This window comes from Variovorax sp. LjRoot290, from assembly GCF_964253985.1.
In the GTDB taxonomy this organism is placed as follows: Bacteria; Pseudomonadota; Gammaproteobacteria; order Burkholderiales; family Burkholderiaceae_C; genus Variovorax.
On record NZ_CAXURW020000001.1, the window covers coordinates 2,705,949 to 2,725,869 of the forward strand.

The following is a 19,921-nucleotide window of genomic DNA, read 5'->3' on the forward strand; positions in this document are numbered from 1 at the left end:
CTTACAGCTTGTGCGTGGACAGCAAGATGCTCGTCTCCGTGTTCGAGATGCCCTGAATCGAGCGGATGGCATTGAGCACCTTGTCGAACGCCTCCAGGGTGTCGGCACGCAACTCGGCCATCAGGTCCCAGCGGCCATTCGTCGTGTGCAAGGCAACGACATTCGGATGCCCGCGCAGCTTCTTGAGCACATCGGGCCCGTGGTGGCCCTCGACCTCGATGCTCGTGATCGCCCGGATGCGATGGGCCTCCGCCTCCGGCCGCAAGCGCACCGTGTAGCCGACGACGGTTCCGTCGCTCTCCAGCTTGGCGATCCTGTTCTGCACCGTGGCCCGGGCGACGCGCAGCTTCTTTGCCAGCGCAACCACGGACATGCGCGCGTTGTCGCGCAGCAGCGCGATGAGTTGGCGGTCGGTGTCGTCCATTGTCAGATCTTCAAAGTGCTATTTCTACTTAGCAAAATGTAATCCTCTAAGAGGAATTTGCCAAGTTGGATGGTTCATTATGGCACCCCGCGACGGAACAATTGCGGCATGGCTGCGCGCAGCAATCGCAATTTCCAGGAGCCCTTCATGACCCGCTTCGTAGACGTCCCCACCATGTCCCGCCTCGTTCAGGACATTGGAGTGCCCCGCTTCATCGGCGAGCTCGCCGATGCCATCCAGCAGGACTTCGTGCGCTGGCCCGAGTTCGACAAGTCCGCCCGCGTCGCCAATCACTCGGAGATCGGCGTCATCGAACTGATGCCGGTGTCCAACGCCAAGCGCTACGCTTTCAAGTACGTCAACGGCCATCCGAGCAACACCACGCGTGGCCTGTACACGGTCATGGCCTTCGGCGTGCTGGCCGAGGTCGAGACCGGCTACCCGGTGCTCTTGTCGGAACTGACCGTCGCCACCGCGCTGCGCACCTGCGCGACCTCGCTCGTGGCGGCGCGCGCATTGGCACGGCCCGATGCGCGCCGCATGGCGCTGATCGGCAACGGCGCGCAAAGCGAGTTCCAGGCGCTCGCCTTCCACAGCCATCTGGGCATCGAGGAGATCGCCGTCTACGACGTCGACGCCCGTGCGACGGACAAGCTGGTCCGCAATCTGTCGGCGTACCCGTCTCTGAAGATCATTCGCGCCGGTTCCACCGCCGAGGCGGTCCGCGGCGCCGACATCGTGACGACCGTCACCGCCGACAAGGCTTACGCCACGATCCTCACGCCCGGAATGATCGAGCCGGGCATGCACATCAACGCCATCGGCGGCGACTGCCCGGGCAAGACCGAACTGCACGCCGACGTTCTGCGAAATGCTCAGGTGTTCGTCGAATACGAGCCGCAGACGCGCATCGAGGGCGACATCCAGCAGTTGCCGCAGGACTTCCCGGTCGTCGACCTGTGGCGCGTGCTCGCCGGCACCGAAACGGGCCGCCAGCGCGCTGACCAGGTCACGGTGTTCGACTCCGTGGGCTTCGCGTTGGAGGATTACTCGACCTTGCGCTACGTGCACGCGCAGACCGAGAAGCGCAATCTCGGCATGAGCGTCGAGCTGGTGCCCTGGGCCGAGGATCCGAAGGACCTGTTCCGCCATACGCGCAGCGGCGCCTCGCATGCCGTCATGCGCCGCGTCGCATGAACGGGCTCATCGCCATGCCTTCCATCCAGGCGCCTGCCGCCGTGGTCATGGTCCGCCCGCACCGGTTCACGCCGAACCCGGAAACCGCCGCCGACAACGCGTTCCAGAGCCTGGCCGCGAAGGAGGCCGCGCAGGCCGTGGGCGGCGCAGCGCATCGCGAGGTCACGGCCGCCGTGGAGCGCCTCGAAGCCGAAGGCGTGCGCGTGCACCTGTTCGAAGACCAGGGAGACCGCGACACGCCGGATTCGGTCTTTCCCAACAACTGGTTCTCCACGCATCCGGGCGGGCACGTCGCCATCTATCCGATGCACGCGCCGAGCCGCCGCCGCGAACGCCGTGCCGACGTGATCGAGATGCTCAAGTCCAGGTACCGCGTGCAGGACGTGATCGATTATTCCGGTCTGGAGCAGGATGGCCTGTTCCTCGAAGGCACCGGCGCGATGGTGTTCGATCACCTTGCGCGCGTGGCCTACACGGCGCGCTCGAACCGTGCCGATCCGGTGGCGCTGGAGCGCTTCAGCACCCATTTCAACTTCGAGCCGATGCTGTTCGATACGGCGGATGAGGCCGGCCGCCCGATCTATCACACCAATGTGCTGATGTGCGTGGCGACGGAGTTTGCGATGGTGGGTTTCGACATGGTTCCCGACCAGCGAAGGGCCGCCGAACTGCGCGCCCGGCTGCAGGAGTCGGGGCGCGAGGTCATTGCGCTGAGCGCCCGGCAGATCGCCGACTTCGCCGGCAACGCGATCGAACTGTCGGGCCGCGACGGCCGGATCCTGGCGCTGTCGCAGCGGGCCCTCGAGAGCCTCACCGCTCAGCAGAAGACGACCATCCAGCGCTCGGCCCGGCTCGTTCCCCTGTCGGTGCCGACGATCGAAATGGCGGGCGGCTCGGTGCGCTGCATGATCGCCGGCATCCACCTGTCTCTGAGGGGCGCGTGATCGCTCTATCTGCCCACGATCGTCAGTTCACGGTCGTTGGCAGTGACGTCGAAGAGCGACAGCAGTTCCCGGCCGAGGAGGGCGTCCGTCGATTTGCGGCCCAGCGAGCCCACGACCACGGTGGCCTGCGGCACGCTGAAGGGCCCGAAGGTCATGGGCACACGCTCGATGCGACGCGCATCCATGACGGCCCCGGCCGTCTGCATGTGCGCGGGGGAACCTCCGATCAGGTTTGCCCGTGCGGCGAAGTCTTCGGTCACGGCGACGCCGGCATTGACCGTGGCGGCCTTGTCGATCACGAAGCGCACGGGGAAGCCGTTGACGGAGCCATGAATCCAGAAGCGGCCGTCCTGGCCGACGGGAACGGTGATCTGCCGGGATCCGTCGACTGCAATGTTTGTCGTCTTTCCCTTGGGCTGATCTGCGGTGTCGACCAGTACGCAGGCATCGGACCGAGGCTGCGCCGGCCGCGCGCTGGGCGGCACGTTCGTGTAGGTCTTGCCGCATTTGAAGATGGATTCCGCCGCGACAACCGGGTGCATGCTCATGACGCCGAGGGCAATCGCCGCTTGTGCTCCGAGATATCGCAGCGCCTGTTTGGATTTCGAGTGCTTCGACATGGCGTGACCTCGCTCTGATCAACAGTCTCAGACAATGCTTCATCCGGTAGCGGCGCAGCGTCATCCAAATTCCACGTCGGCTGAACGGTTCGTTGGAGGCGATCGACGGTCTTATGAACGGATCACCCGCGCACCGACGGCGCGGGCATGCCTGGCGCTGATCAGCCCTTGATGAAGGCGAGCAGGTCGTTGTTGAGACGATCCTTGTGCGTGTCGGTGAGACCATGCGGGGCGCCCGGATAGACGATCAGCTTGGCGCCCTTGACCAGCTTGGCCGATGCGCGGCCGGACGCGTCGATCGGCACGATCTGGTCGTCGTCACCGTGAACGATGAGCGTCGGCACGTCGAACTTCTTCAGGTCTTGGGTGAAGTCGGTTTCCGAGAACGCCTTGATGGAGTCGTAGGTGTTCTTGTGGCCGCCCATCATCCCCTGCATCCAGAATGAATCAATGAGTCCCTGCGAAGGCTTGGCGCCCGGCCGGTTGAAGCCGAAGAACGGGCCCGAGGCGATGTCCTTGTAGAGCTGCGAGCGATTCGCGATCGAGCCGGCGCGGATGCCGTCGAACACCTCGATCGGCAGGCCGCCGGGGTTGGCCGGCGTCTTCAGCATGAGCGGGGGAACCGCACCCACGAGCACCGCCTTGGCCACACGTTTCGTGCCGTGACGGCCGATGTAGCGCGTCACTTCGCCGCCGCCGGTCGAAAAGCCGACCAGCACTGCGTTCTTCAGGTCCAGCTTCTCGATCAGGGTGGCGAGGTCGTCGGCATAGGTGTCCATGTCATTGCCGTTCCAGGGCTGGCTGGAACGGCCATGGCCGCGGCGATCATGCGCGATGACCCGCAAGCCCTGCGAGGCCAGGAAAAGCATCTGCGATTCCCAGCTGTCGGAGTTGAGCGGCCAGCCATGGCTGAAGACCACGGGTTGGCCCGAGCCCCAGTCCTTGTAGTAGATCTGCGTACCGTCCTTGGTGGTGATGTAGCTGCCGGCCGGCTTGGCTTGAGCGCTGGCCGGAACTTTGCTGCCACGAGGCTGTGCGGTTTCCGGCTTGTCGGCGGCTGCCAGCGCTGTGCTCGCGGCCAGGCTGATGATGGACAAGGCGACGATTTTGGAAAGAGTCTTCATAGCAGGCTTCGTTGGAGGTTGGTTTCAAGGTTTCGCGTCTTGGGGTGCATGTCGGTGCGCGACGCCGCCATGTAAAACGTGTACAAGTAAATCGTGTGCTATGTATATGCCGGAAAGAAGGGCACAGTGCTGTGCCCGTCACGATGTGTTCAGGAGGCGTTCTTGAACAAGTTCGTCCGTATCTCCAGCAGTCGCTCGCGCATCGAGCGCAACTCATCCGCCGAACACCGGGCGGCGGAAGCGACACACGCGGGAACCGCTTTCGCTCGAGCCCGCAGAGCGCGCCCCTTGCTCGTCAGCGACACGACGACTTGCCTTTCATCCGATGTCGAGCGACGCCGATCGATGAGCTCCGCCGACTCGAGACGCTTGAGCAACGGCGTCAGCGTGGGCGACTCCAGAAACAGTTGTTCCCCGATCTCGGACACCGTCAATCGGTCGCGCTCCCACAACACCAGCATGACCAGATACTGCGGGTATGTCAGGCCGAGGTCCTTCAACAATCCACGATAGACCTTGTTGAAGCCCAGCATGGTCGAGTAGAGCGCAAAGCAAAGCTGTTGCTCCAGGGCCAGGGAATACGCCTCGGAGGGGGCTGCGACGGGTGATTTGCTTGCCATGGGCGAATTATAAATAGCACACTATCTAATAGCAAGATATTTATTCGTGCTGCCGAGAGAAGTCGTCCTATCGATTGAAGGTGGCTTACGTACCTTCCCTATGGGAGGAGTCCGATCGCAAGAATGTCTCGTCCAGTTCGCCAAGCCGGCAGTCCAGAAGCGCCGGCTCGACTTCACGCTCAAGCACTTCGAACATCCCTTCGACAAAGTCCACCAGGCGATCGGAGGCCGAAATCGCATCATCAACATTGCCAGTGGCGACTGCATCAAGGACGGCAATGTGCGCGTCCACCGTGTCCTGCAAGTTGGCACCCCGCTCCGCATGCGTGTGATAGATCCAGCCGATGCGACGGAAGATGGTGTGCAGCGGCCGCAGCGTGCTTTCGACGAAAGGTTCGCCGGCGGCCGCGAGAAAGAGCTGGTCGATGCGCCGATCCACCACGTTGAACTGCTCGAGCGTCATGCCGTCCCTGTGTTCGGCCAACTGGCGCTTGAGATGCAGCATCTGGTTGCGCTGTGAAGAACCGGATCGCTCGGTGGCCAACCGGATCACGAAACGCTCCATGTCGCGCCGCAAGCGCAGCAGGACGCGATCGCGCGTAAGGTCGACCGGCACGATCTGCAAGCCATGTCGTGGCGTCACGTGCACCAGCGTATCGGCGGCCAGCCGATTGACGGCCTGAAGAACCGGCGTACGACCGAAGCCGACCATCCCCTGCAGATCGTGCGTCGCCAGGAACAGTCCCGGCCTCAGTTCGCAGCAGACCAGCAGTTCTTCGATGCGCGCATAGGCCAGGTCGGAGAGGCTCACCGAACTTCGTCGGCGAGACGGGTCCTGGACCGAAGCACTCTTTGCGGCCAGACGCGGTCGCGGACGGGTGGTTGAAGGCATGCGGCTCGTGGTCTGAAGGGGGTCCGTGCCCATCGCACGTTCCATGGTAAGCATAGCCTGATATTCAAGATTTTCTGCAGAGATAGCGTCGTTTTCTCCAATGAACGACTGCCGAAGGGTGGGATGGGTGTGAATAGGGTAAACACGAAGAACTTTTGTGAAATATCACAGTATTCTTTTTGTCATGGCAACCCTGATCTCAGACGTCAAAGTCATCCTTACGGCCCCGGAGGGGATCAACCTCCTCGTCGTCAAGGTGGAAACCAACCAGGCCGGGCTGTACGGCCTCGGCTGCGCGACCTTCTCCTATCGGCATCTGGCCGTGCAATGCCTGGTCGAGGAATACCTCCGGCCCTTGTTGATCGGGCGGGACGTGAGCGCGATCGAGGAGCTGTGGCAGCTGATGCACCAGAACGCCTACTGGCGCAACGGACCGATCGAGAACAACGCCATCTCGGGCGTCGACATGGCGCTATGGGACATCAAGGGGAAGATGGCCGGCATGCCCCTCTACCAGCTGTTCGGGGGCAAGTGCCGGGAGGGCGTGCCGATCTATCGGCATGCGGACGGCCGGGACCTGGCCGAGCTCTGCGACAACATCCAGAAGTACCGGGAGCAGGGCATCACCCACATCCGCTGCCAGAGCGGCGGCTACGGCGGCGGCGCCTTCGGACCGGCCCCCGCGACGGCGCCGAGGGGTGCTGCGCATGGCATCTACCTGGACAGCAGGACGTACATGCGCGACACGATCAAGCTGTTCGAAGGCATCCGAGCGAAGGTGGGCTTCGACGTCTCGCTCTGCCACGACGTGCACGAGCGGCTGAAGTCGATCGAGGCAATCCAGTTCGCCTGCGAGATGGAGCGGTTCGATCTGTTCTTTCTCGAGGATGCGATTGCGCTCGAAGAGGGCAAGTGGCTGCGCCAGCTGCGCGACAAGACCCGCATCCCGCTGGCGCAGGGCGAGCTGTTCAACAACCCGTCTGAATGGAAGACGCTGATCACCGACCAGCTGATCGACTACATCCGCGTCCACCTGAGCCAGATCGGCGGCATCACGCCCGGCAGGAAGCTCCAGCTCTTTGCCGAACAGTTCGGCGTGCGAACGGCATGGCACGGCCCGGGCGACATGTCACCGCTCGGCCACGCGGCCAACATCCACATCGACCTGGCGGCGCGCAATTTCGGCGTGCAGGAATGGTCGGGCACGGAGCCGCCCAACTTCGTCATCCAGGAACTCAAGGGGCCGCGCGATGCGCTGCTCGACGTCTTTCCGGGCCTGCCGGCGTTCGAGAACGGCTACGTCTACGCAAACGACAAGCCGGGCCTCGGCGTCGACATCGACGAAGAGGAAGCCCGCAAATACCCGTGCGAGAACGTCGTGACCACATGGACGCAAACGCGTCTGGCCGACGGAACGCTTCAAACGCCCTAGGAACAGAGACCATGTCCATTCAACTCTTCGATCTCATGGGCCGCACCGCGCTCGTCACGGGTTCCTCGCGCGGCCTGGGCTTCGCCATCGCCGAGGGCCTTGCCGCCGCCGGCGCACGGATCGTGCTCAACGGCGTCGATGCGGCACGGCTGGCCGATTCGGCCGCAGCGCTGCGCGGCAAGGGCTATGCGGTCGAGGCATATGCCTTCGACGTCTGCGACGAGGGCGCAGTGGTCGGCGCGTTCGACCAGCTGGACGCGGCCGGCATCGAGATCGACATCCTCGTGAACAACGCCGGCGTGCAGTTCCGCAAGCCCATGGTCGAGCTCGCGACGGAAGACTGGCGCCGCGTGATCGAGACCAATCTGACCAGCGCCTTCGTTGTCGGCCGCGAGGCGGCCCGCCGCATGATCCCGCGCGGCCGCGGCAAAGTCATCAACATCGGCTCGCTCACCAGCGAACTGGCGCGCGCAACCGTCGCGCCCTACACCGTGGCCAAGGGCGGCATCAAGATGCTGACGCGCGCCATGACTGCCGAATGGGCCGGCCACAACATCCAGGCGAACGCCATCGGGCCCGGCTACATGCTGACGGACATGAACCAGGCCTTGATCGACAACCCGAGCTTCGATGCCTGGGTCAAGGGCCGCACGCCGGCCGGTCGCTGGGGCCGCCCCGACGAACTGGTGGGCGTGGCCGTGTTCCTGGCGTCCAGCGCTTCCAACTACGTCAGCGGCCAGATCATCTACGTCGATGGCGGCATGGTTTCCGTTCTCTAAGCGTTCCCAAACTACACATTCCATTCAGGAGACAGTCGATGAAACGAAGCATTCGCGCGGTCGTTGTTGGATTGACCGTTGCCGGCGCCTGCGTCGGCGCCGCGGGCACGGCCTTTGCGCAGGACATCAAGGAGCGCAACATCAAGTTCGCTTTTGCCAACACGGCGGACTCGGCGCACGGGATCGGCGCCAAGCGCTTTGCCGAGATGGTCGCGAGCAAGAGCGGCGGCAAACTGAACGTGAAGCTCTACGGCAGCGGCACGCTCGGTGGTGAAGCCGTGGTGGCATCGGCGATGCAGGGCGGCACCATCGAGATGTCGATGATGGGGCCCGGCCTTCTGACCGGCATGGACAAGGAGTTCGGCGTCTTCGACACGCCCTTCCTGTTCGACAGCTTCAAGGAGGTCGACGCCGCGCTGGACGGCCCGGTCGGCAAGAAGCTGCTCGACAAGCTGCCTGCCAAAGGGCTGGTCGGCCTGTCCTACTGGGATCATGGCTTTCGCATCCTGACCAACAGCAAGCGGCCGATCGCCAAGCTCGAGGACATCCAGGGACTGAAGATCCGCGTGCAGCAGATTCCGGTGTTCATCGAGTCTTTCAATGCGATGGGCGCCAACGCCGTGCCGATGCCTTTCCCCGAACTGTATTCGGCCCTCGAGCAGAAGGCCGTCGACGGCCAGGAGAACCCGTTCATCTCCGTCGAGGTGACCAAGTTCTACGAGGTCCAGAAGTACGCCTCCACCACGCGCCATGCGTACTCGCCGCTGCTCGTGCTGATGAGCAAGAAGTTCTGGGACCAGTTGTCGGCCGATGAGCGCAAGGTGCTGACGGACGCGGCGAACGAGGTGAAGAGCTACGAGCGCCAGGTGTCGCGCGAGCTGGATGCCAAGGCGCTCGACACGCTCAAGAGCCGGGGCATGGTGATCACCGAAGTCTCGGCGCAGGAACGTGCACGGATGCGCGACAAGCTCAAGCCGGTGATCGACAAGCATCGCCAGACGACAGGCGAACTGGGCAAGGAAATGACGGCCGAGGTGGAACGCATTCGTTCCGGAAAGTGAAGACCATGAACACCCGAAACATTCTTGGCGCCATCGCCGCGATCGCGGCGACGCTGTGGTCCCCTGTCGCGCCGGCCGCGGACTATCCGAGCCGGCCTATCGAGATCGTCGTGCCCTCGTCGGCGGGTGGCGGCACGGACGTGATGGCCCGGCTCTTCGCCGAAGCTGCCAAGAAGAGCGTGCCGCAACCCTTCGTCGTCACCAACAAGCCAGGTGCTGGTGGTGGCATCGGCATGACGGAAGTGCAGCGCGCACCAGCCGACGGCTACAAGATCGGCGTGCTGATCTCCGAGCTGGCGATCATTCCGCACCTCGGGATGACCAAGGTCACGACCGCCGACTTCATCGCCGTTGCGCGGCTCAATGGCGATCCGGGCCTGATCGCCGTGCGCGCCGACTCGCCATGGCAGTCGATCGACGACCTGTTGGCCGCCGCGAGAAAGCAGGACGGCGCCGTGTCGATGGGCAACGCCGGCACCGGCACCATCTGGCACCTCGCGGCCGCCGCCGTCGAACAGAAGACACGCGTGCGCTTCAACCATGTGCCCTACCAGGGCGCCGCACCGAGCGTGCTCGCGCTGGCGGGCGGCCATGTGGATGCGATCGTCGTGAGCCCGGCCGAGATCGGTTCGCACGTGGCGGCCGGCAAGGTCCGCGTCCTGGTGTCCATGGCCGAAGGCCGGCTCGCGGCCCCCTACGAAAAGGTCGCGACCTTCAAGGAGAAGGGCGTGGACCTGGTGTTGGGCACCTGGCGTGGCCTGGGCGTGCCTGCGGGCACGCCGCCCGAGGTGGTGCGGTACCTGCGCGAGGCGGCGCGCAAGACCTCCGAGGACCCCGCGTTTCGCGAAGCCTTGACCAAGGCCAACCTGCAGCCGGCCTATATGGATGGCGAACAGTTCCAGGCCTTCATGAATAGCCAATCGACCTATTTCAAGTCGCTGCTGGCGACCGTCGAGATCAAGAAGTAGGGCGCCCGCATGGAAGCCCTCGTCATCCACGCCCCCGGCGACCTGCGCGTCGAAGAAGTCGACACCCCCGAACTCGGCCCCGGCCAGCTGCAGGTGCGCGTGCGCTGCGGCGGCATCTGCGGCTCGGACCTGCACTACTACCAGCATGGCGGCTTCGGCACCATCCGCATCAAGGAGCCGATGGTGCTGGGCCACGAGGTGGCCGGCGTGATCGAGGCCGTGGGCGCCGGCGCAGGCAGCTTCGCGGCCGGCGAGCGCGTCGCCATCAGCCCGAGCCGGCCCTGCGGCCTCTGCCGCTACTGCCAGCAGGGCCTGCAGAACCATTGCCTGGACATGCGCTACTACGGCAGCGCGATGCGCACGCCGCACGTGCAGGGCGCCTTCCGCCAGCAGATCGTGGTGGAGCACTGGCAGGCGCATCGGCTGGCCGACACGGTGAGCGACGGCGAGGGCTCGATGGCCGAGCCGCTGTCGGTGGCGCTGCATGCGGTGCGCCGCGCGGGGCCGCTGTTGGGCAAGAGCGTGCTGGTCACCGGCTGCGGGCCGATCGGCGCGCTGGCCATCATCGCGGCGCGGCGCGCGGGCGCCACCCACATCGTGGCCACCGACGTCGGTGCGCACACGCTGGGCAAGGCGCTCAAGGTCGGCGCGGACGAAGTGGTCAACGTTGCCGAGGAGCCCGATGGCCTGGCGCGCTTCACGGCCGACAAGGGGCATTTCGACGTGCTGTTCGAAGCCAGCGGCAACCAGCGTGCGCTGGTCGGCGCCTTCGATGCGCTGCGCCCGCGCGGCATCATCGTGCAGCTGGGGCTGGGCGGCGAGATGACGCTGCCGATCAACACCATCGTGGCCAAGGAGTTCGACCTGCGCGGGGCCTTCCGCTTCCACGAGGAGTTCGCGGTGGCGGTGGAGCTGCTCAACAAGGGGCTGGTCGACGTGAAGCCGCTGATCTCGGCGACCTTGTCCTACCGCGACTCGGCGCGCGCCTTTGCGCTGGCGGCCGATCGCTCGCAGGCCATGAAGGTGCTGCTCAGTTTTGAATGAAACCGGGCGCGCACGGCGCGTCATGAGGGGACGTCGATGAACCGACTGATCAATGGCTATTGCAAGCTGCTCGATGCGCTGGTCGCGCTGGCGCTCGCGATCATGGTGGTGCTGGTGTTCGGCAACGTGGTGTTGCGCTATGCGTTCAATACCGGCATCACCGTGTCGGAAGAGGTGTCGCGCTGGCTGTTCGTCTGGCTGGTGTTTCTCGGCGCCATCGTCGCGCTGAAGGAGCACGGGCACCTCGGCAGCGACATGCTCGTCTCGCGTCTGCCGGTGGCCGGCAAGAAAGTCTGCCTGGTCCTGGGCCAGCTGCTGATGCTGTACGTCACCTGGCTGCTCTTCTCCGGCAGCCTGGCACAGGTCAAGATCAACTGGGAGGTCGAGGCGCCGGTGACGGGTGCCTCCATCGGCATCTTCTATCTTGCCGGCGTCGTGTTCGCGGTGTCGGCAGGTGTGCTGTTGCTGCGCGAGCTGTGGCGCACCTTGAGCGGGCAGTTGCGCGACGACGAACTGGTGATGGTCAAGGAGTCGGAGGAGACCGCCGAATTCGAGGAACTCCAGGCGCAGCTGGCGCGACAGAACGCGGAGTCGGCGCCTGCCGCCAACGAGCAGGCCAGGAGCAGGACATGACCGTCGCCATCTTCCTCGGCGCGCTGCTCGGCACCATGGCGCTGGGCATCCCGATCGCCTTCGCGCTCCTGGCCACCGGCGTGGCGCTGATGTGGCACCTGGACCTGTTCGATGCGCAGATCCTGGCGCAGAACGTGGTCAACGGCGCCGACAGCTTCCCGCTGCTGGCCGTACCTTTCTTCATGCTGGCCGGCGAGATCATGAATGTGGGCGGCCTGTCCAAGCGCATCATCGACGTCGCGCTGGCCCTCGTCGGCCACATCAGGGGCGGGCTGGGCTACGTGGCGATCCTCGCAGCCATCCTGCTGTCGGCCCTGTCGGGGTCGGCAGTGGCGGATGCGGCCGCGCTCACGGCGCTGCTTCTGCCGATGATGGTGGCCGCCGGCCACGACAAAGCGCGCTGCGGCGGACTCATCGCGGCCTCGGGCGTGATCGGGCCGGTGATCCCGCCGTCGATCGCCTTCGTGATCTTCGGCGTCGCAGCCAACGTGTCGATCTCCAAGCTGTTCCTGGCCGGCATCTTCCCCGGCATCCTGATCGGTGCTTCGCTCTGGCTCACCTGGATGTTCCTGGTGCGCAAGGAAAAGATCGTGCCGCCGCCGCGCAAATCGGCGCGCGAGATCTGGACGGCGCTGCGCCAGGCGACCTGGGCCCTGATGCTGCCGGTGATCATCCTGGTGGGCCTGCGCTTCGGCGTATTCACGCCGACCGAGGCGGCCGTGGTGGCGGCGGTCTACGCCTTCTTCGTCGCCACGGTGGTGTACCGCGAACTAAAGGTCGGCCAGCTGTACGCCGTGTTCGTGAGTGCCGCCAAGACCACGGCCGTCATCATGTTCCTGGTGGCGGCCGCGCTGGTGTCGGCGTGGCTGATCACGGTGGCCGATCTGCCGGGCAAGGTAATCGGGCTGCTCGAGCCCTTCATGGGCAACAAGACGATGCTGCTGATCGCGATCATGGTGCTGTGCATGATCGTCGGCACGGCGATGGACATGACGCCGACCATCCTGATCCTGACGCCGGTGCTGATGCCCGTGATCAAGCAGGCGGGCATCGACCCGGTCTACTTCGGTGTGCTCTTCATCATCAACAACTCGATCGGCCTGGTCACGCCGCCGGTCGGAACCGTGCTCAACGTGGTAGCCGGTGTCGGGCGCATGAAGATGGACGATGTGACCAGGGGCGTGCTGCCCTTCATGGCGGCCGAGTTCGCGATCCTGTTCCTGATGGTGCTGTTCCCGCAACTCGTCACCGTGCCGGCCAAGTGGTTCGGCGGCTGAAGTGGCTGCACGGCGCCATCCACGGGGAACAAGCGGACGTTGAACAACCTACTGAAACATCACAACCAGAGCAGACTGCATGCCAATCGCTGCGGCTCGAGCAGCGCTCAGCGATTGGCTGCCAGCCCATGGTGCCGACCTGATGGTCAATCAGCAGCAAGGCGGCGTCGTCGGCAGTGAATCGTTCAAACTTCATGGTGTATTTCCTAGGTAGTGATGGGGCCACGCCCCGGGTGTGTGGCGACCTGTTACAGCCTCCCCAAATCGCCACGTTGGTAAGCGGCGGTTGCCGCAGTCAGACTCTCCTGGCTCGCAAAAGCCATGGGCCCGTTCGAAAGCACGGGTTCGTGCAGTGGTTCGCCGATGAACACTGCGACCTTGGCCCCGCCAGGCTTGGCGACGAGCTTGTGCGTCGTCGCTTCGGTCGCGGCAGGAAGGATCGGGACACTGAGGTTGTCGAGGCCGAAGCTCTCACTATTGACCTCCGCGCGGCCGTTGATCGGCATGACGTAGGCTCGCTGTCCCGCGGCCAACAGCAGCTGCAGTTCGGCGCCTGCGCCTCCGCCCGGCTGGATCAGCGTGCTGTTGCCCGGCGAATCGGGGTTGGCAATGCCAGTCTCCGAATCGAGGAACAGGTAGGTCACCGCGGAGAAGCCGGCGTGCGGATGCGGCGGGAACGTGGGAGCACTCATCCACGCATGGTCGATTCCCAGGAAGGGGTCGATCAAGTCAACAGCGTCGCCATGTTCCGGCGCTTGGCGACCCTGGCTTGGGCGTGATACTGCTGCCTGGAGGAGGTGGCCGCCGAGGATGTGGTGGCCGGTCGCTTGCGACGGGTTCTACCAGGGTGGCAGGCCAACCCGACGCCCGTCTACGCACTCACCGAGACCCGTTTGCTACCGGCGAAGACGCAGCGCTTTCTCGAGTTCCTGCAGGAGCGTTTGGGGCAGCAAGCTCGCCCGACCTCGAAGCCGCGGGCCACCCGACGAGTGAATCTCAGCGCGCTTCAAAGCCCTCGCCCGGAGTAAGCGGCGCGTGGCGATACGTCGCCGGTGTGCGGCCGAGCTTGACGGGCGCGCCGATGCCGCGGTAGCCGCCGGCCATCTCCACCACCATGCCGCGGTGCGCTGTGTGTGGATGCGCCAGCGCCGCGTCGACCGGCAGCACCGGCGCGGCGGGCACGCCGGCGGCCATCAGCGTGTCGACCAGCGCGTTGCCGTCGAAGCCCTTCATCGCGGCTTCGAGCCTTGCCTTCAGCGCTTCGCGGTTCACGGAACGGGCACCGGCGGTGGCGTACAGCGGATCGTCCGCCAGCTCGGGCACCCCGATGCAGCGGCAGAAGGCCGCGAACTGTCCGTTGTTGCCGACCGCCACGAAAACCGGTTCGGTGCCGGTCGCCAGCGCGTCGTAGGGGTAGATGTTGGGGTGCGCATTGCCGGTGCGCTTCGGCGCCTTGCCGTCGACGAACCAGTTTGCCGCATGCGGGTGCAGCAGCGACAGGCCGCTGTCGTACAGCGCCGCCTCCACGAACTGCCCGCGCCCGCTGCGCTGGCGCTCCTGCAGCGCCAGCAACACACCGATCACCGCATTGAGGCCCGTCACCATGTCGACCACCGGCAGGCCTACGCGCAGCGGCCCGCCGTCAGCCTCGCCGTTGATGCTCATGATGCCCGTCATCGCCTGCACCGCGGCGTCATAGCCGGGCAGGGCGCCGAGCGGGCCGTCGGAGCCGAAGCCCGACACGCGGCACCACACAAGCCGCGGGAAGCGCTGCGCCAGAGTCTCGTAGCCGATGCCCCAGCGCTCCATCGTGCCGGTCTTGAAGTTCTCTATCAGTACGTCAGCCTCGGCCACAAGCGCGAGCAGCGCCTCGCGCCCTTCGGCGCTGCCGAGGTCGAGGTGCATCGTGCGCTTGTTGCGGTTGAGCCCGTGGTAGTACGAAGCCACGCCATCCTTGAACGGCGGGCCCCAAGTGCGTGTGTCGTCGCCTTGCGGCGGCTCGACCTTGAGCACGTCGGCCCCGTGGTCGCCGAGGATCTGACCGCAGTAGGGCCCGCCGAGGATGCGCGAGATGTCCAGCACGCGGATGCCGGCCAGCGCGCCGGCGGAGGAAAGCGATGCGTTCATGGCGGTGTCAGTCGAGTTGCGCGCCGGACTGCTTCACCACGCCGGCCCACTTGCCCATCTGCGCCTGGATGAACTTGCCCAGTTGCTGCGGTGTGTGGGCGGGCGCCGGCTCCAGGCCCTGCGAGGCGAAGAGCTGTTTCACCTTGGGCGTGTCGAGCACCTCGACGAAGGCCTGGTTGAGCTTGGCGATGCGCTCGGGCGGTGTGCCGGCCGGTGCGACGATGCCGAAGAAGACGCTCACGTCGTATCCGGGCACGCCCTGCTCGACGACGGTCGGCACATCCGGCAGCGCCTGCGAACGCTCGGCCGTCGTGACGCCCAGCGCGCGCAGCTTGCCGGCCTTGACATAGGGCAGGGCGGTGAGCACGTCGGTGAAGCTCATGCTCACCTGGCCGCCCAGCAAGTCGTTCAACGCAGGCCCGGTGCCCTTGTACGGGATGTGTTGCAGGTCGACGCCGGCCGAGGTGTTGAAGAGCACGCCGGCCAGGTGCGACGACGCGCCGTTGCCCGACGAGGCGTAGCTCAGCTTGCCGGGGTTGGCCTTGGCGTAGGCGATCAGTTCCTTCACGTTCTTCGCCGGCACGGCGGGGTTCACCACCAGGATATTCGGCAGATGGCCGACCTGGATCACCGGTGCGAAGCTCTTCACCGGGTCGTAGCTCACCTTGCGGTAGAGGCTGGCGTTGATAGCCAACGGTCCCGAGGTGCCGAACAGCAGCGTCTGGCCGTCGGGCGTGGCGCGCGCGACGTAGTCGGCGCCGATGTTGCCGCCGGCGCCCGCGCGGTTCTCCACGATCATGGGTTGGCCGAGGCGGTCCTTCATCTCCGCGGCAAGCGTGCGCGCCATCGCGTCGGTCGGGCCGCCCGGCGGAAACGGGATCACGAGCGTGACGGGCTTGTCGGGAAAGGTGTCAGCCTGTGCCGCAGGCAGCAAGGGCAGGGCCGCGGCGCTGGCGAGCACGAGTGTGGCGAGAAGTCGCATGGGTTTGTTGTCTCCGTCGTTGTGTGGGTAAGAAGGGGTCAGGCCGTGAGGGCCGCTGGCGAATCAACGCTCCACTCGCGCGGCAGCTCCGATGCAGCCAGCGGGTCGCGCGGCAGCACGCGGTGCAGCAGCACGAGCTGCGCCCATTCGATGCGCTGTGCCGAGCCGCCGCGCGCGCCTTCCCAGGCCATCGCGATGGCGCTCGCCACGTGGTAGAGCGCCGACGCCGCCTGCCGCGCGAGGCGGTCGCCGCCGTCTGCGGCGGCGAGCAAGGCCAGCGCGGCGGCGCGCGCGAGCGCATCGCGCAGCGCGGCGGCAAAGGCAGGCGCGAGTGGCGCGTCATCAAGGAGCGCCTCGAAGTGCGCCTGCAGCACCGGCAGCGAGCCTTCGCGTTTCACCGCGCGGATCACATCGAGCGCGACGATATTGCTGGTGCCTTCCCAGATCGAGCCCAGGTGCGCGTCGCGCAGCAGGCGAGGGTCGGCCCACTCCTCGATGTAGCCGCAGCCGCCGCGCACTTCCATCGCGTCGCCCGTGACCTTGCGCGCATCGCGGCAGGCGCGGAACTTGATGAGCGGCGTGAGGATGCGCAGCAGCGGGTAGGCGGCGGTCTCGCCGCCGTCGGAGCGCGCCAGCGCCTGGGCGGTCTGGAACACCATGCTGCGCGCCTGCTCGGCTGGCAACCGCAGCTTCTGCAGTTGGCGCTGCATCAGCGGCATGTCTTCCAGCCGCTTGCCGAAGGCGCGGCGCTCATGCGCGATGTACTCGGCCTCGGCCACCGCGCGGCGCATCAGGCCGGCCGAGCGCACGCCGTTCGACAGGCGCGAGTTGTTCACCATGTCGGCCATCTGCACGAAGCCGCGGCCCTGCTCGCCCACCAGGTAGGCCAGGGCGCCTTCGAGCCGGATCTCGCCGCTGGCCATCGAGCGCGTGCCCAGCTTGTCCTTCAGCCGCAGGATGCGATAGCGATTGGCGCTGCCGTCGTCGAGACGGCGCGGCAGCAGGAACAGCGACACGCCCTTCATGCCCGGCGGGCCGCCGTCGACGCGCGCCAGCACCATCGCGAAGTCGGCGTCGGGGTTGGAGCAGAACCACTTGTCGCCGCCCAGGCGCCACTGGCCCTCTTCGTCCTGCCAGGCGCGGGTTTCGGTGGCGGCGATGTCGGAGCCCGCGGCCTGCTCGGTCATGAACATCGCGCCCTGCGCCAGCGTGTCGAAGTCGAGCGAGCGGAAACGCGGCATGAAGCGATCGACCAGCTCGAGGCTGCCGAACTTCTTCAGGGTGCGCGCCAGCGAATCGGTCATCGACACCGGGCAGCACAGGCCGAACTCGGCCTGCACGAAGAGATAGGTCAGCACGTACTTGACCAGCGGCGGCATGCGGCCCTTCCATCCCAGCGTGTCCTCGCGGTGCGACATCGCGGCGAGGCCGAACTCGCTCAGCGCGAGCCTTTCCATCTCGACGTACGCCGGGTGCTTGTAGACCCGCGGGTCGTCGATGCCGGTGCGGGTGCGCAGCGTCAACGTGGGCGGGTTCTGGTCTGCGGTGTGCGCGAGCTCGTCGAGCCGGCCACCGGCCAGGGCCCCAAGGCGCTCGAAGTGCGGCTGCATGTGCGCCAGCAGGTCGGCCGGCAGGTAGAGCGCCAGCAGCCTGTGCAGTTCGGTGTCGTCGGCGTAGAGGCTCCGGCCGTGGCGGTCGGGTACGGGATGGACGGCAGTGCCGTCGGCGGTCGCAGCGTGGCTGGGCATGGCTTGTCTCCTTGTTCTCCCGCATTCTTGGTGCGGCGACGATTCTTGTCTAATATCAAATTGGTCTTGATCGATCTGATCTGGCTATTGTTGAAGGGACCTCGCCATGGAGCTTCGCCACCTGCGCTACTTCATCGTCCTGGCCGAAGAGCTGCACTTCGGCCGGGCCGCACGGCGGCTGGCGATCTCGCAGCCGCCGCTGAGCGTGGCCATTCGCCAGCTGGAGGAATCGGTCGGCGCGCAGCTCTTCGAGCGCAACAGCAAGGCGGTGCGCCTCACCGCCGCGGGCCAGACGCTGCAGGCCTCGGCGCGCGCGCTGCTGCGCGATGCGGACGAGGCGCGGATGGAGGCGCGGCACGTGGCGCAAGGATCCGCGGGGCGGCTGCGCATCGGCTTCGTCGGCGCCATGCTCTACCGCGGGCTGCCGCAGGCGCTGACGCGCTTCCAGGCGGCGCATCCGGCGGTGCGCGTGACGCTGGCCGAGCTCAACTCCGGCGAACAGATGGCCGAGCTTCTGCATGATCGCCTGGACGTCGGCTTCGTCCACACACGCCGCGTTCCGGCCGAACTGCAGTGCCGGCTGCTGGTGTCCGAGCCCTTCGTCGCCTGCCTGCCGGCCCAGCACCGGCTGGCGAAGAAGCGCAAGGTCGCGCTCGCCGGCCTGCGCGACGAGTCCTTCGTTCTGTTCTCGCGCAGCGCATCGCCCGACTACCACGAGCGCATCCTGTCGATCTGCGCCGACGCCGGCTTCTGGCCCGAGGTGCGCCAGGAGGTGCGCCATTGGCTGGCCGTGGTGTCGCTGGTGTCGCAGGGCATGGGCGTGGCGCTGGTGCCCGACGCGATGCGCCATTGCGCGCTGCCGGGGGCGGTGTTTCGTCCGCTGGAGGGCGCGAGCACGTCGTCGGAGGCCTACGGCGTATGGCTCGCGTCGTCGCAGAACGTGCTGGTGCCGCGGCTGCTCGATGAAGTGGCGCGGAGCTTGGGTCCGCGTCGCCAATCGGGAGCGTCGCCCCCGGGCGGCCTTTGAGGCCTTTGAATCACCTAGTGGACTTGCTTGGGCAGGTTCAGGCTCTGGAGCAGCGGGACCCAGCGATCGTGCTCCGTGCGCACGAACTTCGCCAGTTCCTCGGGCGTGCCGCCGCGCGGCTCCATGCCAATGGCGCGGGCCTTGGTGATGAACTCCGGGTCGGCGATCACCTGGTTGACGGCCTTGTTCAGACGGTCGATCACGTCTTTCGGCGTGCCGGACGGCACCGAGAGCGAGTACCACAGCGTGGCGTCGAAGTCGTAGCCCATCTCCTTGAACGTCGGCGCCTCGGGCACCTGCGGCAGCCTGCGGCTGTCCATCACGCCCAACACGCGGAGCTTGCCGCTGCGGATATGCGGCAAGGAGCCGGTGATGGACGTCCCATGGATGTCGATCTGGCCGCCGAGCAGAGCCTGCACGGCGGGGGCATCGCCGTTGAAGGGGATATGGGTTGTACTGATGCCGACGGCCTTCTCGAAGCTCATGGGAGCGAGGTTGGTCAGGATCGCCGCGCCCGGGGAGCCGCGGTTGATCTTGCCGGGGTTGGCCTTGGCGTACGCGACCATCTCCTTGATGTTGGTGTACGGCAGGTCGGCCCGGCCGACGATGATCGCCGGTTGGTAGGCGATCTGCGTGACCGGCGCGAAGTCCTTGTTGGGATCGTAGGGCAGCTTCTCGTAGAGGACGGTGTTGTTCGCCAGGGTTCCCAGCGACGACACCAGCACGGTGAGCCCGTCCGGGCGCGACCTCGCCACGTAGTCTGCGGCGACGATTCCGCTGGCGCCGGGCTTGTTTTCCACGATGACCTGGGTCCCGCGCTTCGTCAGTTCGGCCGCAAGGATGCGGACGTACTGGTCGGTGCCGCCACCGGCGGCGAAGGGAACGACGATCTTGGTGGCCGTCTGCGCCTGGGCCGAACCCAGCGCCACGACCAGTCCGGACAGCAGTCCCGAGATGAATTTCCGATAGCTCACTTTGTCTCCTTTTGTCCCCTCGGAGGGGCAGGTAAATCCTGGACTCAG

General features: G+C 66.0%; 20 protein-coding genes and 2 pseudogenes. 11 read left to right on the forward strand and 11 right to left on the reverse strand.

The annotated features are described in order from the left end of the window. Position 1: 1 nt before the first annotated feature. Positions 2-424 carry an Lrp/AsnC family transcriptional regulator gene (locus ACSQ9A_RS13580; protein ID WP_093107398.1) on the reverse strand — a complete coding sequence of 141 codons (423 nt, stop codon included), beginning with the start codon at positions 422-424 and terminating at the stop codon, positions 2-4. Between the two features lie 147 nt (positions 425-571). On the opposite strand from ACSQ9A_RS13580, the gene ACSQ9A_RS13585 reads away from it, so the two are divergent. Beyond that, positions 572-1,621 (forward strand): ornithine cyclodeaminase, encoded by a 1,050-nt coding sequence (locus ACSQ9A_RS13585; protein ID WP_093107830.1) that lies wholly within the window; start codon positions 572-574, stop codon positions 1,619-1,621. Between the two features lie 14 nt (positions 1,622-1,635). Further along, entirely contained in the window at positions 1,636-2,565 is a 930-nt protein-coding gene (ctlX, locus tag ACSQ9A_RS13590; RefSeq protein ID WP_436303996.1) for a citrulline utilization hydrolase CtlX, read from the forward strand. Between the two features lie 5 nt (positions 2,566-2,570). Here the strand turns inward: ctlX and ACSQ9A_RS13595 are convergent, their stop codons facing one another. The 4 genes from ACSQ9A_RS13595 to ACSQ9A_RS13610 all read right to left on the reverse strand — a co-directional run bounded on the left by ACSQ9A_RS13595 (position 2,571) and on the right by ACSQ9A_RS13610 (position 5,740). Beyond that, the gene (locus tag ACSQ9A_RS13595) at positions 2,571-3,185 is read right to left on the reverse strand and encodes a retropepsin-like aspartic protease family protein (RefSeq protein ID WP_436303997.1); all 615 of its coding nucleotides are present in this window, start codon (positions 3,183-3,185) and stop codon (positions 2,571-2,573) included. A gap of 161 nt (positions 3,186-3,346) precedes the next feature. Beyond that, positions 3,347-4,309: an alpha/beta fold hydrolase gene (locus ACSQ9A_RS13600; RefSeq protein WP_436303998.1), complete on the reverse strand. Its 963-nt coding sequence runs from the start codon at positions 4,307-4,309 to the stop codon at positions 3,347-3,349. Positions 4,310-4,458: 149 nt separating this feature from the next. Further along, complete coding sequence (locus ACSQ9A_RS13605) at positions 4,459-4,929, reverse strand: MarR family winged helix-turn-helix transcriptional regulator (RefSeq protein WP_436290419.1); 471 nt, start codon at positions 4,927-4,929, stop codon at positions 4,459-4,461. Between the two features lie 85 nt (positions 4,930-5,014). Beyond that, complete coding sequence (locus ACSQ9A_RS13610; protein ID WP_436303999.1) at positions 5,015-5,740, reverse strand: GntR family transcriptional regulator; 726 nt, start codon at positions 5,738-5,740, stop codon at positions 5,015-5,017. A 265-nt stretch (positions 5,741-6,005) separates the two neighbouring features. Here ACSQ9A_RS13610 and ACSQ9A_RS13615 point away from each other — a divergent pair, with 265 nt between their 5' ends. The 7 genes from ACSQ9A_RS13615 to ACSQ9A_RS13645 are packed head-to-tail and all read left to right on the forward strand — an operon-like array spanning position 6,006 to position 13,015. Then, a complete protein-coding gene (locus tag ACSQ9A_RS13615) occupies positions 6,006-7,253 on the forward strand; it encodes an enolase C-terminal domain-like protein (protein ID WP_436304000.1) in 1,248 nt (415 codons plus the stop codon). Positions 7,254-7,264: 11 nt separating this feature from the next. Further along, positions 7,265-8,032, forward strand: a complete 768-nt coding sequence (locus ACSQ9A_RS13620; RefSeq protein WP_436304001.1) for an SDR family oxidoreductase — start codon at positions 7,265-7,267, stop codon at positions 8,030-8,032. A gap of 38 nt (positions 8,033-8,070) precedes the next feature. Then, positions 8,071-9,093, forward strand: a complete 1,023-nt coding sequence (locus tag ACSQ9A_RS13625) for a TRAP transporter substrate-binding protein (protein ID WP_436304002.1) — start codon at positions 8,071-8,073, stop codon at positions 9,091-9,093. Positions 9,094-9,098: 5 nt separating this feature from the next. Beyond that, complete coding sequence (locus tag ACSQ9A_RS13630; RefSeq protein ID WP_436304003.1) at positions 9,099-10,061, forward strand: tripartite tricarboxylate transporter substrate binding protein; 963 nt, start codon at positions 9,099-9,101, stop codon at positions 10,059-10,061. 9 nt (positions 10,062-10,070) lie between these two features. Beyond that, positions 10,071-11,105 (forward strand): L-idonate 5-dehydrogenase, encoded by a 1,035-nt coding sequence (locus ACSQ9A_RS13635; RefSeq protein WP_436304004.1) that lies wholly within the window; start codon positions 10,071-10,073, stop codon positions 11,103-11,105. Positions 11,106-11,141: 36 nt separating this feature from the next. Further along, positions 11,142-11,738, forward strand: coding sequence for a TRAP transporter small permease (locus tag ACSQ9A_RS13640; RefSeq protein ID WP_436304005.1), 597 nt, complete (start codon positions 11,142-11,144; stop codon positions 11,736-11,738). Next, complete coding sequence (locus ACSQ9A_RS13645) at positions 11,735-13,015, forward strand: TRAP transporter large permease subunit (protein WP_436304006.1); 1,281 nt, start codon at positions 11,735-11,737, stop codon at positions 13,013-13,015. The genes ACSQ9A_RS13640 and ACSQ9A_RS13645 overlap by 4 nt, the downstream gene beginning before the upstream one ends. Before the next feature lie 121 nt (positions 13,016-13,136). Here ACSQ9A_RS13645 and ACSQ9A_RS13650 read toward each other — a convergent pair. Then, positions 13,137-13,211, reverse strand: a pseudogene (locus tag ACSQ9A_RS13650) (isochorismatase family protein); the annotation flags it as partial. A gap of 52 nt (positions 13,212-13,263) precedes the next feature. Then, positions 13,264-13,743, reverse strand: coding sequence for a pirin-like C-terminal cupin domain-containing protein (locus ACSQ9A_RS13655; RefSeq protein WP_436304007.1), 480 nt, complete (start codon positions 13,741-13,743; stop codon positions 13,264-13,266). Here ACSQ9A_RS13655 and ACSQ9A_RS13660 point away from each other — a divergent pair. After that, a pseudogene (locus tag ACSQ9A_RS13660) lies at positions 13,744-14,043 on the forward strand (LysR substrate-binding domain-containing protein); the annotation flags it as partial. Here the strand turns inward: ACSQ9A_RS13660 and ACSQ9A_RS13665 are convergent. Genes ACSQ9A_RS13665 through ACSQ9A_RS13675 form a run of 3 tightly spaced genes read right to left on the reverse strand, consistent with a single transcriptional unit; the run spans position 14,012 to position 17,872 of the window. Further along, entirely contained in the window at positions 14,012-15,142 is a 1,131-nt protein-coding gene (locus tag ACSQ9A_RS13665) for a CaiB/BaiF CoA transferase family protein (RefSeq protein ID WP_436304008.1), read from the reverse strand. The pseudogene ACSQ9A_RS13660 and the gene ACSQ9A_RS13665 sit on opposite strands and share 32 nt — an antisense overlap. 7 nt (positions 15,143-15,149) lie before the next feature. Beyond that, a complete protein-coding gene (locus ACSQ9A_RS13670; RefSeq protein ID WP_436304009.1) occupies positions 15,150-16,124 on the reverse strand; it encodes a Bug family tripartite tricarboxylate transporter substrate binding protein in 975 nt (324 codons plus the stop codon). Between the two features lie 38 nt (positions 16,125-16,162). Further along, positions 16,163-17,872 (reverse strand): acyl-CoA dehydrogenase family protein, encoded by a 1,710-nt coding sequence (locus ACSQ9A_RS13675; protein WP_436304010.1) that lies wholly within the window; start codon positions 17,870-17,872, stop codon positions 16,163-16,165. A gap of 106 nt (positions 17,873-17,978) precedes the next feature. Between ACSQ9A_RS13675 and ACSQ9A_RS13680 the strand changes: the two genes are divergently transcribed. Further along, complete coding sequence (locus ACSQ9A_RS13680; protein ID WP_436290410.1) at positions 17,979-18,899, forward strand: LysR family transcriptional regulator; 921 nt, start codon at positions 17,979-17,981, stop codon at positions 18,897-18,899. A 14-nt stretch (positions 18,900-18,913) separates the two neighbouring features. Here the strand turns inward: ACSQ9A_RS13680 and ACSQ9A_RS13685 are convergent, their stop codons facing one another. Further along, positions 18,914-19,873, reverse strand: a complete 960-nt coding sequence (locus ACSQ9A_RS13685; protein WP_093111651.1) for a Bug family tripartite tricarboxylate transporter substrate binding protein — start codon at positions 19,871-19,873, stop codon at positions 18,914-18,916. Positions 19,874-19,921: the final 48 nt, after the last annotated feature.

Coding starts and splice junctions, on each gene's coding strand:
- ACSQ9A_RS13580 (WP_093107398.1), bottom strand. CDS start 424: ATGGACGACACCGACCGCCAACTCATCGCGCTGCTGCGCGACAACGCG.
- ACSQ9A_RS13585 (WP_093107830.1), top strand. CDS start 572: ATGACCCGCTTCGTAGACGTCCCCACCATGTCCCGCCTCGTTCAGGAC.
- ctlX (WP_436303996.1), top strand. CDS start 1,636: ATGCCTTCCATCCAGGCGCCTGCCGCCGTGGTCATGGTCCGCCCGCAC.
- ACSQ9A_RS13595 (WP_436303997.1), bottom strand. CDS start 3,185: ATGTCGAAGCACTCGAAATCCAAACAGGCGCTGCGATATCTCGGAGCA.
- ACSQ9A_RS13600 (WP_436303998.1), bottom strand. CDS start 4,309: ATGAAGACTCTTTCCAAAATCGTCGCCTTGTCCATCATCAGCCTGGCC.
- ACSQ9A_RS13605 (WP_436290419.1), bottom strand. CDS start 4,929: ATGGCAAGCAAATCACCCGTCGCAGCCCCCTCCGAGGCGTATTCCCTG.
- ACSQ9A_RS13615 (WP_436304000.1), top strand. CDS start 6,006: ATGGCAACCCTGATCTCAGACGTCAAAGTCATCCTTACGGCCCCGGAG.
- ACSQ9A_RS13620 (WP_436304001.1), top strand. CDS start 7,265: ATGTCCATTCAACTCTTCGATCTCATGGGCCGCACCGCGCTCGTCACG.
- ACSQ9A_RS13625 (WP_436304002.1), top strand. CDS start 8,071: ATGAAACGAAGCATTCGCGCGGTCGTTGTTGGATTGACCGTTGCCGGC.
- ACSQ9A_RS13630 (WP_436304003.1), top strand. CDS start 9,099: ATGAACACCCGAAACATTCTTGGCGCCATCGCCGCGATCGCGGCGACG.
- ACSQ9A_RS13635 (WP_436304004.1), top strand. CDS start 10,071: ATGGAAGCCCTCGTCATCCACGCCCCCGGCGACCTGCGCGTCGAAGAA.
- ACSQ9A_RS13640 (WP_436304005.1), top strand. CDS start 11,142: ATGAACCGACTGATCAATGGCTATTGCAAGCTGCTCGATGCGCTGGTC.
- ACSQ9A_RS13645 (WP_436304006.1), top strand. CDS start 11,735: ATGACCGTCGCCATCTTCCTCGGCGCGCTGCTCGGCACCATGGCGCTG.
- ACSQ9A_RS13665 (WP_436304008.1), bottom strand. CDS start 15,142: ATGAACGCATCGCTTTCCTCCGCCGGCGCGCTGGCCGGCATCCGCGTG.
- ACSQ9A_RS13670 (WP_436304009.1), bottom strand. CDS start 16,124: ATGCGACTTCTCGCCACACTCGTGCTCGCCAGCGCCGCGGCCCTGCCC.
- ACSQ9A_RS13675 (WP_436304010.1), bottom strand. CDS start 17,872: ATGCCCAGCCACGCTGCGACCGCCGACGGCACTGCCGTCCATCCCGTA.
- ACSQ9A_RS13680 (WP_436290410.1), top strand. CDS start 17,979: ATGGAGCTTCGCCACCTGCGCTACTTCATCGTCCTGGCCGAAGAGCTG.